Raw genomic sequence first — 15,897 nt, 5'->3', positions numbered from 1 at the left:
TCGGGGTTCGGCCCACAAAACGCTGAGCAATCCGCGTCTTCACCGGACGCTTACGGCTCAGAAGAAGTGCCCAACCTAGTTCGCTAGACTATCCGGGTTGCGCCCCAATGATGATGGGAACGGAGAGTATGACTGATTTGTCTTCTGCTGGAGCGCTCGCGCTTCTGGGCAATACACTTTATAGTGGAACAATCTATACAACGGTGCTTTCTGAAGACCTCTATGAAAGAGAAATACCCATTGAGCTTGTGATCTGAAAATCAAAGACTCGTGAATCAGAGAGCGTCTCCACCTCTGTCCCATTGTTCAAGTAAGACCAAATCCCAGTATTCACTCGGGCGATAAGCTTGATCCCGCCTGTCTCTGAGCTTTCACTCGCCGCATCCGCGTCAGAGTACAGAACGGCGCCTGTCTCCGACCAACGTAGATCGTTTCCAAACTGCTGACCGTCCGGTACGAAGTATACATTTGCACCCGTGTGCCGCTCGATCGCATCACCGCGATCACCGTAATCGAAAAAACTTGCATTCATTACGTGGAGGCTGCCGGGGCGATCAACCTCAATATCAATACTTTGACCCTCCGAGGCTTCAATAACGACCACTTCAGTATTTTGTGTCCAGTCAGAAAAATGTGACGGAAAATTCTCAATATCAGTATCCGCTATGCTAATTACTCCAATATGCGTTTCCGCATCTCCCTCCCTGTCTGTACCATCTAAAACTACAACATCTTTAACCAGTTCCTTAGGTTCACCGTCATATAGCTCCGCTAACAAGCTAGAATCTTGCGATTCCTTCTGAGGGGAAGTATCCCCATCTGCTCCGTCTGAATGCTCATTATCTTGTTCCTCTTCTGGTCCATCTTCTCCTACCAGGAGAAAAGTAAGGCCCAGAATTGCACTTATTGCAAAAGCGACACCTAGCATACTATGCACCTCTGTTGCCCTGATACGACTCCTAGGGAAGCAGTTCAATCATTAAGGGCTTTCATGGCTAATGTATGTCATTCGATTGGCGCACTACCGAAATAAAATTGCCAATTGGATTAATTTACAAATTTAACGAATAGGCACACACGTGACTATTGGCTGTCGCGGGGCCGCCATATTCTGCATATAATTCTTTGCCCCCAATTATCTGGTAATTTATACTTTTATATAATCTATATGTGATATGCAATTTCTAGTCACAATAATGGTCCAGAAATAACAGTCGCTACCGTCAACTGCTCCATAAGCAATGGAGCTGGCAATGGAATCTGCGTATCAAGTAAAGTCTGCGAACCTTGACGATTCCAAGGTAATTACGACAAGCCTCTTCGGGGCCAATTACGTTACCACTTATGACTTCGAATTTTCAAATAACTCTGCAGCTTTGAATGAGCTAGCTAAGCTTGGAATCGCTAATTTCCGGTTCCCAGGCGGAAGCGTAACGGAGAGTATCTTCGCAGATACTTCGTTTCTAACCGGCAACTGGGAGGCTACGGAGGGCCTCGACGAGAACGGAAACACGCGCACACTAACTCCGATCGCAGAGATGTTGGACGTTGCAGCGGATCAAGGTGCTAGCGTTCAACTTGTCGTGCCTACTCGGGTAGCCTTTTCGCAGTCCGCAGGCCAGGCGCTATTCAACGGGACATACGGAGAACGTCAGGAATTGGCGACCGGATATCTTGAGAATGTTGAGCGCTATATCAACCATGCACTGGCAGAAGCTACGGACAGGGGCGTCTCTATCTCGCGCCTGGAGATTGGAAACGAATTTTGGGGTAGCGGTCGGATGACCGCCGCGGAATATGGTTGGCTGGCCGCAAAACTTACCGATTTCCTGACAAGTCGCTATCCTGGACTCGACATTGCTATTCAAGTGGCTGCCAGTGCAAACCGATTTAGTCCGCTTGCCGACCGCGCGGTTTTACTTGAGCCAACAGACGGGGAAGACTACATTGTACATACCGTTCGTAATCTCGAGGCAGTGCGGCAGCCCGGCTGGCACGACGCTACGATACCCGGCTCGGGCAACGCTGCAACGCAAACGCAGACGATCGCTGAAGCCATATCTCAGGGGGCGCGGTATGCTCATGAAGTTGATGGGATCGTTGGGCATGTCTACTTCGACGCAGGCTTTGAGGGGATCGACTCGCAGCGGCACTTTTCACTTGGTGTTGTTCCGGAAATTTTCATAGATGCATTCCAGGTCGATAGTATTGACTATTTCGTTACCGAATGGAGCCCGCGCAATCCATTAAGTAGCAACAGTAGCGACAACCTTGGCAATGCGAATGGAATACATTATGCACATTCGGTTGTCGAAGCGTTCTATGAGTTAGCCGAATATGGTATCGACAGTGCAAACTTTTGGCCATTAACATTTGGAAGTCCAAATCAGAAGCAGCGCACGCTTATTGATACAGTCGATAACGATCTGACATTCGGTGGCGCTGCAATGAGCTGGCTATCACAGACGATGGTCGGCTTGGCTCCGCTCGATGACTTTGAGGTCCAAGGATCAATCGACATCCACACTTTTGGAAATGAGGAACGCTACTCAATAATTGTAAGTGAACGAAGTGGATCGGATCTAGGCGAGGGTACACATCAAGTCCGACTTGACGTTTCAGAGCTAGGCCAAGGCATGCAACTCTTCGTTAGCGTGACGTCATTATACACTAATGCCAGCAGTCTATTTGATGACGACGGTGATGTCATCTTCACGCATCATGACGGCTTTATGACGAGTGATGCCTATGTCGATATTGGTCTTAGCGCCTATGAGATGGCAAAGATTGATATCTACACGGTTACTTCTGGCCGTGATGACATTCAAGGGACATCGGCCGATGACATGATTCATGGTGCGGGTGGCAACGATCATTTGCATGGAGATGCTGGCGACGATCAAATAAACGGTGGGGAGGGTAATGATGCGCTTCATGGCGAGGATGGAAACGACACGATAGCAGGTGGCAGTGGAAATGATCGGCTCGTCGGCGCGGCAGGAGATGACTGGATTTCCGCTGGAGCAGGAAATGATCGCCTCGAAGGTGGACATGGAAACGATTGGCTTCTTGGAGAAGATGGCAACGATATAATTTTTAGCGGTCCGGGGATTGATTTTCTATCCGGCGGCTCTGGAGACGACACTTTTATAATTGATGCGAGGGTAAAGGCAGAGATCGGATGGGTGGCGTACAACATTGGTAGCAGCTCGCAGATCGGAACAGGTCAATACTTACCACTCGATTCGTATCGTATTTATGAAGGTGTTATTGATGGTGGTTTGGGGTATGATGTTTTAAGGCTTGGAAATAATTCCAGTGCATTATTCCTGGACAATACTCTGTCGGCCGTTCCTGGTGGCGTTTCTGCGAACTCTGTTCGATTGACTGATATAGAAGAAATTAATGGCGAGGGTGGAGATGACATTATTGATCTAACAAGTGCGCAGTTCGGTCCAATTGGAGGTACGCTCAAGATAGACGGGGGCGAAGGAAATGACGTTATATGGGGTACGCATGGAGACGAGTATATCCTAGGTGGTGCGGGTGATGATCAGATATTCTCGGGATCGGGAAATGATACAGTATCGGGTGGCCGAGGGGCTGACACCTTTGAGTTTACGGCGTCCTCGCGAGCAGTCACAGTTTTAGATTTCAACGTGTCGGAGGGCGACAGGCTGTTGTTCTATAATGTTGGTGGTTTTCAGTTCGCAGCAGAGAGTCTCAGCCTCGAAGGTGAAGTGCTGTCTTTAGACTTAATCGACCGAGAAGGTCAGAAGTTAGATGTTCTGCAGGTTCAATTGGAAGGTTTCGCCGATCTTCCGGAACCGCATTTTGACGATTTTGTCGATTTTATAGGATAGTGTTTGGCGCTGCAGTTTGGGCATGTGTGCATGTTGGAGCTTTACGACACGCAGTGACCAAAGGGGGGAACGTGTTTCGATGCAGTCATGCGATGATCTGTGGTCAGGCCGAGATTAGCCTCCCATGTGGTTCTTGTGGAGCGTGTTGCAGTTTATCCGGTGCACTAAGGACGAGGCTTCGTTGGGAACGCCGGGGCAATTTATCGTCTGCTACCGGATCTCTGAAGGGTGTATAGGCAATAGCATATCATCAGAAACATCTGTGACTGAACTGCTAGTGACCCGTGAAGGTGGCTGAGCGCCCTTGTTGCACCTTGTGATACCTGCGGCAAAGATCGGTTCTCGCAGGCGGGCAGATGCGAGGCGCTACGCAGTGGCTTTAATGATTTGGTAACTATGTTACTGGTAATAATCCAGTCGCAGAAACGCCGAGAAAAGGTGCTTGAGATGCATCGCAAGGAATGCTCGACATGCATGTCGGTAGGGCTCGTTGAAGAGGTCGATGGACATCCTATTCGCTTTGTAAAAACAGTACCTTGTCCGGTAAGATGTGATTTTTCCTTGTCTAAACGATCGTATTTCAGGGCTGAGGATATGGTTTGGCGACAAGTGTCGCAGGATGATCCGATACATAGCTGCTCGGATGCAACATCACGGTTCGTTCCTATTGTGAACCGTCGCCCAAAACCTGCAGCTATGGAGTGGATGAAGCTGTATGGCGTAAGCGCATAGCTGATCCAGAGCGCTCGATCTTCCGCTGTTCCTCAACGTTCAGCTGCGCGTATCTCCGCCCTATTCCTCGACCCGTTGCACCAGACAAGCCATTGTCATCCCAAGAAAGTCGCAGGCGGAAGTAGTGCGCTCTGATCCTGGGAAGGTCCGTCTATAATTCAGATTATGTAAGATATTTACTCTCTGCATATCACCGAGGGCAGGTTTCCACCCTCGGCATCTGCTGCGGCTTGGCTAGACCAAGATATCGTCGGCGAGGTCGGCCTTTGTCACGTTCCGTACGACCAAGACGTCGCCTTGGCCGAAGTCGAAGCGCACGTCGCTACCGGATTGGACCGCGACGGCCAGAGCGTCCTGCGCACTCGTGAGGCCTAGGTTTTGAAGATGTAAGGTGTCGATGCCGTCGGTGAAATCGGTGACCGTGTCGATGTCGTAGTCCCGACGGAAGACGAAGCGATCAGCGCCGTCTCCGCCTGATAGAACATCATTTCCCCCGCGCCCATAGAGAACGTCATCCCCATTTCCGCCCCAGATGACGTTATCTCCGGATGTCCCACGCAGATCGTCGTCTCCGCCGCCCCCGTGTAGGTTCTCGATGCTCAGGAAGGTATCGCCAGCTGCGTGACCGGTGTTCAAGTTGGCGTGCTGGAGATCAACCACCATACCCGCATCAGCCACGTAATACTGCACCAGGTCGATTCCGGCTCCGCCATCCAGCGTATCGGCCCCCGCGCCACCAAATAGGCGGTCGTTGCCATCGCTGCCGGACAGACTGTCGTCCCCATCTCCACCTTGCAGCGTGTCATTCGCCATTCCGCCTTGAAGGGTGTCATTACCCTTCTCACCTTCGAGACGATCACCATTTGCCTTGGTTGCCGCTGAAGGTGCGACCCCTTGTCCAGAGATCAGTAAGTCATCTCCATCGCCGCCCCTGAGCGTATCTTGATCTGAGGTGGTAAAATCATCGCCTCCTCTGATGGTGTCGTTGCCAGCACCGCCGATCAGAAGCTGCGCACCATTGGCGCCATTGAGGATGTCGTCACCCTCCTCTCCCCGTAGGGTGTCGCTCCCAACATCGTTCTCCGTGGCCGTCGACGCCCAAAGCACGTCTGCCCCTGCGCCTCCGCGGAGGTCGTCTGTGTCTGAACCGCCTTCCAAGGTGTCGTTCGCGGCACCACCTTCGAGCGTATCGTCACCTGAGCCGCCCTTTAGGAGATCGCCTTGGGACTGCGTTACTTCCGAGACGGCTGCGTCTTGCCCGGACCGTAACAGGTCGTTTCCGGCGCCGCCGACCAAGATGTCCATGTCCGATGTGCCCATGTCATCGCCACCCTCCAAGGTGTCGTTACCTGCATCGCCATAGAGTTCTTGCCCACCGTTTGCCCCAACGAGGCGATCGTCGTCGGCTCCGCCTCGGAGAGTGTCGGCCCCAACGAAGTTCGAACCCAATGCGTCAGCCGCATACAGCGTATCGTCCCCGGCACCACCATCTAGACTGTCTGTCCCAGAGCCACCCTCCAAGGTATCGTTCGCGGCACCACCTTCGAGTGTGTCCTGCCCGGAACCGCCCTGCAGCTGATCGCCTTTAGACTGCGTAGGTGAGCTGGGTGTAATGACCTGCCCCGATATGAGGAGGTCGTTTCCGTTTCCACCGTAGAGGCTATCGGTATCAGCGGTGCTGCGATCATCTCCGCCATTGAGCGTATCGTCGCCCGCGCCCCCATCCAGCAGTTGGCCACCATTGGCCCCGACGAGCAGGTCATCGCCTGCCCCACCTCGTAACGTATCATCGCCGAAGTAGTAGCTGTACTCTGAGCCACCCCCCTCTACGCCAGCGTAGAGCTCATCCGCACCATCACCGCCGTCTAGGCTGTCAGTGTCTGCGCCGCCTTCGATTTTGTCATCTGCGAGCCCACCTTGAAGCGTATCAACGCCTTCGCCACCATCTATATAATCATCACCCTCCATTCCTAGGATGTGATCATCCCCAACATACCCAAACAGAAAATCCCCTTTTATGTTTCCAGTAAGCACGTCATCTTCCGATGTCCCATGAACAATCTCTCTACCAGTATCCGACAACTCTTTTGCAGATATTCCGGCCAAATCCAAGATCACCCCATCAACAAAGGCAATCTGTTCAATACTATTGCGTGAATAGACTGAAGTATTCGAAAGGTACTGACGCAATGAAACAATCTCTGCCCCGTCAGTTGTGGTCATCGCCAAATTATAGATACCGTACGAATGAGGCTCCCACCTGAAGATGACCTCATTCGAATCAAGATCTGCAAAGAACAATGTGTCCGGAGTCGGGCTACTACTAGTATTCTGATGCTGATTAGTAATTGTGTCTGAGCCGTCACCCCGTCTATAAATATGAAGATCAGCCGTTCTTCCATCTGTTATTTCGTCATCACCCTCAAGTCCAAATATAACCTGACGATAGAATGGTTCTATATACTGATTTATATCATCGACAAGACCAGTTCCGAAAACAAAATGTGATCTGATTAAGGCGACTCTAGCAAATGTATCCAGCCCGATAGCTTCATCTGTGCCATCTTCCAAGATAGCTGATTCAGTCGCGGATAATATAGACCTCCTCGAATGGACACCCGCAGTGACATATAGGTTCAATATAACGCCAGCTTCCGTTAGCTCTAGCCCACCATCATAAACCGCCGCAAGGAGGCCACTTACGATTGCAGCAGCGTCACTTTCCGTTGATGTCAGTGATCGCAAAGGATGTTGATTGAAGTGACCCTTAAATGCATCTGCATCGAGCGAGTTCCGCATAGCATCACTTTTTGCTACCTGGGTCAGAAATTCTAGCGCCAAAGCAGCGATCATAGGACCGGCATTTCCAGTGAGAAGGCCGGCCTGAGTATGGCCAGGGATATCACCGTCTCGGAAATCTCGGCCTAATACCGTCTCAACAAAAGATAATATCTGACCATCCATGTGATCTCCGCCCCAGGCCCGCGGGATGTCAGCCCATTCGAACAGAAACCCTTGGAAATCCGACAAAAATTCAATAATTTCCCCTTCGCTAGCTTTATTTACTAAAGACCCAGCAGAAGCGCGAAGAGCTGCATCCTCGCTCATCGCGATCCATGTTGAAGCTAGCTTCCCAACTCCTGGAAGAAACGGTAGATCAAAGACTTCATCGTGATAGCGAAACTCATTATCTACCGATTTTATTGTCCGAAGCAGATCGCTTTCAAAATAAACATCGAGTGTTCGTCCAGCGGAGCCGTCACTCCACGTGAATGTCGATTCGAGAGGTTTGATTCTGTCATTTCCGGCTAGATCATCCGCAGGATTCGCGCTCCAGTCGATATAGCCCAAGTCAATAGATGCAATTCCCGCCTCTGATAACGCTTGCATCTCATGTGACTGACTATAGCCATCGGAGTTCTTATCCTGCCAGATAACGAGATCAGAGAAGATTGCATCTTGATCATCAATATAGCCGTCGAACGTTCCTCCATGTGCATAGAAATCATATACCGCTAAAGCTCGGAAGCCGTTGCCCCACCCAGTTTGATCACCGAAGAGTTCTCGTGCGTCGTCAATATATCCATTGTTGTTCAGATCCAATGCGAGAAGACCGTCATCGGGACCAATCCAGCCAGTTGCATTGGACCAGCCGTCTAGATCCAGATCAAAGAAGGCGGTTGCACCTTCTAGTGAGGTTAATTCTATCCCATCACCATCTAGGTCCAAGACGAGAGGCGAAACAGTTGTACCATCGAACACCTCAAGGAGCCCACTAGCATAGTGGTAGATCCGATCAGCCGCATCTGATAGTAATTGCTGGACTCCCTTTCCGATCGCATCAGTAGTTCCTTCTAGGAAGTCAAAGACGGAATAGCTTGTTTCGAGGGTTCCATCGGATTTTGTCGTTGTAGTTGAGATTAACCAAGTATCTCCAAGAATCCCGATCCCATCGTATTCAACTGTCTCAGGAATGCCATCAGCGTCAATATCGCGTTCTACGATCATGTCGCGGGGAAGGCCATTATCATCGATAGTAATATCGAGAAGTTTATCGCCGGTCTGGAGATTGGCGAGTACCGACTTGTTATGAACCCGAACGCCATCGGCGATGTAAGTATGATGCTCGGCGACTTCGAAGTTGTAGACCTTCCACGTGCTTGCATCCGTATCGAGAGACTGGTCGCCCATCTCATCCGGATAGGCGGCAAGCGGAACGCCGCCTCCCTTCAAGCTTGAAAGATCAACGGCGAAATATGATTGCTCAGACATGCGCACCTCTGGAATGTCCGTGCAGGAAGCGAGTAGATCTCACAGCCCCCTGCGTGTCCCCCTCCGCCCCACCAGGGGCGGCTTCTCTGTTCTTTGAACAGCGCTCTATTGGCGCGGCTTGGCTCCGTTACCTGGTCCTGGCTGATCTATGCCGAGCGGCTGGTTGCGCGGCATCAGAGCCCGGGCCGGTTCCCGCAGCGGCTGAACAGGTCCCCCATCCCGCACCAAAGGCGCAGGCAAATGCGGACGCGCGCCCTCCCACTCCGAGACTCGATAGATGTCTTCGAGTGTTGTGCCCGAGCAGGCCAGGACGAAATCCTCAGGTTTCGGGAGAGCGTCATCGAACTCCCAGTGGAAGGCCATCGATGCGCTGTCGCCCACCCGGATCAGCTCATCTTCATCTACCGTGCCCCCCGCAGCATCGATCAGATCAGCCACGCAGTAAGAGCGCGTACCATCCACGATGAAGCGTGTCCCCAGACGAATGCGCCCGCGTTCCTTCTCCGTCAGGCTTCCATCTGCGTTGCGCGTCCCTGTTACGGCCTGCACGAAACCATCAAGTCGGTCGCCCACAGGCGCATTCGTCGACGCGCGGATGAGCGTACCGTCCTGCATCTGGATGACACCGTCATCACGGAGAATATCGATCAGGGTTTCGAACTTGTGCGGCTTCTTGCTGTCAGCGCGGTAGTACACGTGGCCAGGGGTAACGTGAGTTCCATGAAGGTCCAAGACTGTCTTGGCGTCCGATCTAAAAAGACGCGTTACGACGCCAGGAACTAAGTTTCCATCAAAATCGAACGAAACTACTACATCCCCCTCCTTGACAGCTTCAATCGATTTCTCCCATGCATTTTGTAGAAAGTCTTCTCGACCAATGATTCTTTGAGGCCGCTGAAACTGTGCGGTTTCCGTAGGCCACATAGATATCTTCGTTCCCGGCCTAAAGCAATATTTCCCTGTTTCTTCAAGCGCTTCCAATAGGGCATCAATAATGACCCCTCGAATAGCCCAGGTGTCAACAATCGAGGTGATATCACTATCAAACTGTACGGCCTCAATTTCCTCTATTATCACTTGTTTTATCTGGCTTAGCGACAACGGCGACTGCCCGTCTGCTCCGAGAGTGTTTCTTATGGACGCAATTCCATGCCCGACCGCATCCATCGCAAAGAAATAGTCCTCTCCGATATAGTCGCCTAGAGTATGAATTGAATTAGAGGTCCCCCAGGATGTAGGGTTTGAGAATACATATGTTACGCTTGGAGCGCCCGAAATCTGTGTATTTGAATTCACACCTGGAGAATTAAAAACAACTGCTGAACCTCGGCCTAAGGTTAAGTGCGTATGCTGAGCAAGATAGCCACCAAGAGAGTGACCGGAAAAAACAATTTTTAGATCAGGATTATTTGGATCTTCAAAGTCTTGGATTATTTGTTCGGCGTATGATATCGCCTGTGGTGCCTGCTCCGGAAGGCCGCCAAGCGCTAGAACTGCGTCGTCACCAATATCCTCCCAATTGGTCAATGACCAATCTGTTCCAGCATACGCAATAACTAGCGTGTTAGTGCTCGAATTATAATATGCGTTGGCTTGGAATCCAGTGTCTGAATCTACATCAAAAGCTCCCGTCACCTCAGTATAGCCTGGGCTACTTGCGCGATTTACTTCCTCATAGACGTCAATTGATAGTTGGGAAAGTCCGAGTAGATCCGTCATTTTTTAACCCGCCTGATATTTTTATTATAGCCAATTACTCTCAAGACATCACCGTACGGCACCTCCTTAAAGTAGTATTCAGTAGACATGAGGAAGCGCGTTGGATCAAAGATGGCTCGAGGTGGGTGATAATATACGGAAGCAGTCCATTCTCCTGGATCACTACCCCAAGCACGAACATCATGGCAAACTTGATATATATATATCACTAAGGATCTCTCAGAGATACAGTTCTGTGGCCCACTTGATTGCCAGTCGACCTTACTGTCATCAATATTAAGGGAAGCATCTCGAGCAGTGTTATTTGCCAATCTACTTGCCAAATAGTCGATGGCAAACAGTGTTGTGGTGGCCACCACCAGTGCGATGATTGTCTTCATACTAATGATGCGCCTAATTTTCCTCGCATAAGATAATTTGGAAAGTTTGTGCGATTGCGCTGACCGTCCATCGCGCCGTACACGTGCCGGAGTCGTAGTTTGAGCGCTCCGGTATGCCTTAACCCTCCGATGCTACCGGACATCATTGGGCTCAATAGTGCAAGAGGGCTGTAGGGAGTGAGGGTAGTACAGTCATTTAATACGCAATGCGGGTGCTTACTCGCGTTTATAGCTGTCTACGATGCAGCTCGAAGCGGGCATCCTTGGTGTCGGCTTCTGTGGTGAACCAGTCGGTGCGGACCTGCCCGACCCGCCCCCATTCCCGGATCAGGCTCCAGTCGCCGAAGAGACCGCGCGCGATCTCCATGCGATAGAACTGGTGGAGGTTGGCCTCGGGTTCCGTTCGGATCAGATACATCCCCTACCCCCACATCCGGGACGCGATGTCCTGCTCTTCCTTGCCGACCGCGTCGGCGTAGATCGCCGTGGTCGTGAGTTGCGCATGCCCCATCCACTTCTGGAGCATGTGGAGCGGAATGCCGTTGACCGTGGCGTTGATCCCGAAGCCGTGGCGCAGGCCCTTGGGCGTGCGCTGCGGCGCGTCCGGTATCCCAGCCTCGATCATGATGCGCTTGACGATCTGCCAGACGCGGACGCGGCTGAGCGGCCAGATCGGTGCGTTGGCGGCCTTGCGTGATCTCTGGGCTTCTCTGACGCCGTGGGCGGTGTTGAGGGTGTCCAGGTAGTCCGGCGGCACCGGCACGCTTCGGAAAACGATCTTCTGGCCTCCTGAGGCATCCTTGCGCTTCTTCAAGCTGCGGATCGTGATCGTGCCACCAGACAGATCGACCTTGGCCGGGGTGATCTCTAGAAGTTCGGACGGTCGACAGCCGGTGAAGTGCAGCGTCTCGCACAGCGTCCGATCCCGGGCCGGCTGTTTCCGAGCGACGGCCAGGAAGGCGGCGCGCTCTTCGGCGTTCAGATAAAGCCGGTTTCCGGCCGTGTCGTGGAGGCGCATTTCGCTCATATTTAACAATATACCCGATAACTGTTAAACCACGAAGCAGGAATCCCTCCCCTGCCCTATCGATCCACAGACTTGGATGGTGAAGTGTTTAACACTATTATCAATAGTATTAAATAGCCAGATCAGTTTGTATCTGATGATGCGACGGCCTTGTCGCCAAGGAGCAGAAGGATCTAATGCTGTACTTTTAAAGGGTGGAGTCTGGTAGTGAAACCTAGAATCGGTTCAGCGCGTAGATTTACATTAAGTCTTACAAGTGACTCAGCGATGATGTTGCTCATACTACTGATCGTTATAGTATGTTCCTATGTCGCCCTAAGTTATACATTCAGAATGGTGGCACAGCTTTCTGAAAGCTGTGATGCTGGAGAGCTAGGTTACTGGTTTTGCTTCTGGCCTTCATATGACTTCATCTCTGTCGTCTTGGAGATTGTTTTCCTGGCAATTGCAATTCCCCTTGCAATAAGATTCCTAAATGTAAGGAAGGCTATGAGGATCACAAGCTTGGTCGAAGACAAGGCTCCAAATGTCGAGTTTTCAATCTATAGCATGACATGGGTCGCCGACTATGAATCCATGCAACTCGGAGCCGAAGAATTTCAGTGGACGCATGGATATAGAGAGGCAACGCATCGGATTGCAGTCGCACAACTCGCTCGGATTGAAGGCAACTATATTATTTTGTGTAACAACTTAAGAGCCTTTGATAGGGAGTTGGACTTTGCAAAACGGCAACTAGATGCGTTGCGACATAGGGTTGAAATCCTCGTGAATTATTTAGATGAAGAGCAGATAAAAAAGAGTGTATCAATCATCGAGCATTTTGATTTTGCTATTGGTGCACTTGATAGGGCTAGCGCAAAATGGAACTCTGGGGACACGCTAGATAAGGAACAGCTCTTTTATATCATTACAAGCGTTCAAGATGGACATGGTGAGGGTGCTGAGGGTCCGATCAACAGCTTGCTTTTTGTTCATGGTAATGTTCTGGCAAAGCTTCTTGTTAATCGCGAGGGTCCACATATTGCAACGGTATTAAGCAGCATGGATCGCACCTTGCCACCTCGAAACAAGTTTTTACGAAGAGAGTACACTCAGGGTCGTCGCAAACCTGTGTCGATACCGTTCGATTTTGTGGTAGAGACTGACTAGTAAGTGACCTGCCCCCCTGCATTGCCCTCTACTACTGCAAGAAGGAGTGAACTTAGTGCCCTCCCCTGCTTTGTTCGCCTCCGCTTCGGCTACCCCGCTCGTCAGTCACAGCTGCGCGTGCTGCTGCCCAACAGAATTAGTAATAGTGTTAAATATCACGCAGATTTACTTCCTCTTTCAAAATGCTGATCCGATGGAGCGCTCTCAAAGCAAAACCATTAGTCAAACAGCACGGCCAGCTACTTGCCGCCTAACGCTGGTATTGATTTAAGATAATTGGCAATCTTTACTAAACACTAGGAAACATAGAGTGATAAACTTAGATTTTGGGCCTGTCGGGTTTGTCGGAACAAGCTTGGCTTCATACTATAGACGTTGGGGGGCATTTATTTCAGTCGCCTTATTTCCATCTGTGATCGACGGCCAGCCAATTTTAGAAACCTTGTCGCTTCCCACAGACCCCATTAGCGCTGCAATCTGGGAGAGCGCTGCGCTCGCGGCTCTTTATCTACTGTTTAATATTGTGTTTTCGTCAAACAGGCCACTTGAAATTCGGAACGCGATAATCGGTATGATAGGGCCTGGGCTTGCGGTTGGCGCGTGGTTTGGACACGTCTCAGAGTTACCCGTGCTGGATGCTACAAGCCTAGCGGCCTTCTTTTTGTTGTCGAGAGTATCGGTATACCTGTCTGCCTACGACTACATACCAACAATAGTGAACGTTTCAAGAACCTATGACACCTTAAAGATGGCCAGACGACAGCTAAGCAAAAAGAAAGACGACGATTTTCATCAACTATTCTACGGGAACATAGAAGCATGCGCACGGGAAGGGGTCCATGCCATAAATCGCGCTCCAAAATTGGCCAATTTTGTAAATGGTGTCATGTCTGTGCTGCGTGATACCGGCGGTTTAGGTTCACTGGATGCGACCCGAGGCACAACTGAATTGTTTGCTTCGCTTGCAAAAAACAACGTGGAAGTTGAACCAATCTCGAACAACAGCCAAGAGAAAAATTGACTTTATCGTTTTCAAACTATATCGGGAAATACTACATCCGCGCTCCTCGCGTGCGAATAAAAAAGCGTCATGTTGCACAACTTATGACACGTGCACCAAACGTAGATTATTCTTGGGAGCGGCATGCGTACAAATAACGCTTGCCTTCGTTATCTACCAATTCCCAAGCCTTGCGCTTTGGATCAACTATTGGCCAATCGTCCGACCAGAATTCTCGAAATACTGGCGCATTTTCTCTCAAACGAACCTCGACAGCCACTGTCTGTTCGCCAGCAAGTGTATCACTACACTCGACGCAATCGCTCATCTCTCCCGAGCACCATTCCTCAAGAATCTTCCATCTTACTCCACTGGTAGGGCCAATTTGTAAGTTGTTGATGATAGGGATCTCTTCTTCATTCTGCGGGCGAAGGGTGATCTGTGGTCCATTATTCCGCAGCCATTGATTAGCAATCTGGCCAATTGGCGAAGTATTCAATTTTGAGAAATTCTTGACGACAGCATCCTTTCGAACACGTTCAATGCATTGAACGAATTTCTCGGCTAAATCTGCCGAAGGTGCTTCTCCCTGCGCTCTACTTCCACCAAATTCAAGCTCAGTCAGCTTTCCATTGTCCACTGAGAACTTTATTCCTAGTTGTCTATCTTCGGGCAAAATCCGCATACAGGGGCAGACGGTAGGATCTGCTTCACAAAGGCTTACATCTACATCCGGGGCCCAGAGACGCCAGAAAAGAAAGGCGACCAAAGCCCCACCTACTAAGATCATTACAACATGTTTCACAGTATCACCTATCAGCTACTACATCCGGGCGCTTCTGCGGCTAATGACCAATGCGTTTTGAACATCAACCACTGCCCGCTATGCAATATCTCAACGCAGCCAGGTGAAATAACTACTTCACCCATGTCGACAAACATATCTGTTGGAAACACTAAGCTTCCGCTCATAACCTGTCCAAAAACTTGCTGTGAGAAAGCAAATTCAATTTCCTTTTGAAACTCCGAAGCTAAAGAAAAAAGGCTTTCAATTTCGCTGAGTGGAACAGACTCTGGATTACGGGTTCCTTGACTAATCGCGGCAACATTGAGGTACATAAATACCTGATCGAAAAGAATACCTGATTCTTCCGCTTGGCGAAGTGAGTCTACCGTATTTTGATTGGGGAAAGGCTGGAAGTTTGGCTCCAGTTGCTCGCTGAGAAACTCAGAAGCCCGCACTTCACGGACTCCAAACAAGTTGAAGTCGATGGTACATGTACCTCCGCTTTCATTGGCTGAACAGCTACTGTTACCTTCTCCCTCAGCGCTGATCGACGGACACTTGCACCTCACATCCGCTTTTGCGTTCGTTGCGACAGTGACCATAACACCAAAAAAAAGAGATATATGAAATAACTTGAATATAGACAAGAACATATCTTTATTGAAATGCATTTTTCGAATCCCTTGTTTGGAAAAGAGATATGAGCATACTTTAGGAGTTTTTGCACCCACTCTCTATCGATAGTCAGGTCGATTCTTTGTGCAATTTTTCCCTATGGGACAGCCATCGTGTTCATTAGAAAGCGTGCCAAAGTCGCATAAGCCCTTTTCTGTAAATACGTGACCTCCGCCCCCCTTCGGGTCAGGCTCTCGCGCGCGGAGCTGCTGAAAGAGCGTCTCCGCCCTTCGGGCTTCAATCCTTGGCGCATCCGCGTTCCGCGGAATCCTTGCTAGCGTCGGCAGCGC

General features: G+C 50.4%; 11 protein-coding genes. 3 read left to right on the top strand and 8 right to left on the bottom strand.

Features of this window, described 5'->3' with window-relative positions; genetic code table 11:
• Window positions 1-220 precede the first annotated feature (220 nt).
• A complete protein-coding gene (locus tag K5R33_RS18775) occupies window positions 221-928 on the bottom strand; it encodes a hypothetical protein (RefSeq protein WP_220750624.1) in 708 nt (235 codons plus the stop codon).
• Window positions 929-1,253: 325 nt separating this feature from the next.
• Here K5R33_RS18775 and K5R33_RS19180 point away from each other — a divergent pair, with 325 nt between their 5' ends.
• The gene (locus K5R33_RS19180; protein WP_305067761.1) at window positions 1,254-3,863 is read left to right on the top strand and encodes a calcium-binding protein; all 2,610 of its coding nucleotides are present in this window, start codon (window positions 1,254-1,256) and stop codon (window positions 3,861-3,863) included.
• Between the two features lie 966 nt (window positions 3,864-4,829).
• Here K5R33_RS19180 and K5R33_RS18765 read toward each other — a convergent pair.
• The 5 genes from K5R33_RS18765 to K5R33_RS18745 all read right to left on the bottom strand — a co-directional run bounded on the left by K5R33_RS18765 (window position 4,830) and on the right by K5R33_RS18745 (window position 11,993).
• The gene (locus tag K5R33_RS18765) at window positions 4,830-8,867 is read right to left on the bottom strand and encodes an SPM autocatalytic domain-containing protein (RefSeq protein WP_220750622.1); all 4,038 of its coding nucleotides are present in this window, start codon (window positions 8,865-8,867) and stop codon (window positions 4,830-4,832) included.
• A gap of 105 nt (window positions 8,868-8,972) precedes the next feature.
• Window positions 8,973-10,586, bottom strand: coding sequence for a Tle-like phospholipase domain-containing protein (locus K5R33_RS18760; RefSeq protein WP_220750621.1), 1,614 nt, complete (start codon window positions 10,584-10,586; stop codon window positions 8,973-8,975).
• Complete coding sequence (locus K5R33_RS18755; protein WP_220750620.1) at window positions 10,583-10,966, bottom strand: hypothetical protein; 384 nt, start codon at window positions 10,964-10,966, stop codon at window positions 10,583-10,585. The genes K5R33_RS18760 and K5R33_RS18755 overlap by 4 nt, the downstream gene beginning before the upstream one ends.
• Window positions 10,967-11,192: 226 nt before the next feature.
• Entirely contained in the window at window positions 11,193-11,384 is a 192-nt protein-coding gene (locus K5R33_RS18750) for a WGR domain-containing protein (protein ID WP_220750619.1), read from the bottom strand.
• Window positions 11,385-11,387: 3 nt separating this feature from the next.
• On the bottom strand, window positions 11,388-11,993 hold the full coding sequence (locus K5R33_RS18745) for a tyrosine-type recombinase/integrase (protein ID WP_220750618.1): 606 nt from the start codon (window positions 11,991-11,993) through the stop codon (window positions 11,388-11,390).
• Between the two features lie 207 nt (window positions 11,994-12,200).
• Here K5R33_RS18745 and K5R33_RS18740 point away from each other — a divergent pair, with 207 nt between their 5' ends.
• Window positions 12,201-13,145 (top strand): hypothetical protein, encoded by a 945-nt coding sequence (locus K5R33_RS18740; RefSeq protein ID WP_220750617.1) that lies wholly within the window; start codon window positions 12,201-12,203, stop codon window positions 13,143-13,145.
• A 310-nt stretch (window positions 13,146-13,455) separates the two neighbouring features.
• On the top strand, window positions 13,456-14,166 hold the full coding sequence (locus K5R33_RS18735) for a hypothetical protein (RefSeq protein ID WP_220750616.1): 711 nt from the start codon (window positions 13,456-13,458) through the stop codon (window positions 14,164-14,166).
• A 106-nt stretch (window positions 14,167-14,272) separates the two neighbouring features.
• Here K5R33_RS18735 and K5R33_RS18730 read toward each other — a convergent pair whose 3' ends face one another.
• The gene (locus tag K5R33_RS18730) at window positions 14,273-14,950 is read right to left on the bottom strand and encodes a hypothetical protein (RefSeq protein ID WP_220750615.1); all 678 of its coding nucleotides are present in this window, start codon (window positions 14,948-14,950) and stop codon (window positions 14,273-14,275) included.
• Window positions 14,951-14,961: 11 nt separating this feature from the next.
• The gene (locus K5R33_RS18725; protein WP_220750614.1) at window positions 14,962-15,603 is read right to left on the bottom strand and encodes a hypothetical protein; all 642 of its coding nucleotides are present in this window, start codon (window positions 15,601-15,603) and stop codon (window positions 14,962-14,964) included.
• Window positions 15,604-15,897 lie beyond the last annotated feature (294 nt).

The sequence above is a fragment of the Jannaschia pagri genome, assembly GCF_019655435.1.
Classification (GTDB): domain Bacteria; phylum Pseudomonadota; class Alphaproteobacteria; order Rhodobacterales; family Rhodobacteraceae; genus Jannaschia; species Jannaschia pagri.
This window is presented reverse-complemented; position numbering and strand designations above follow the sequence as displayed.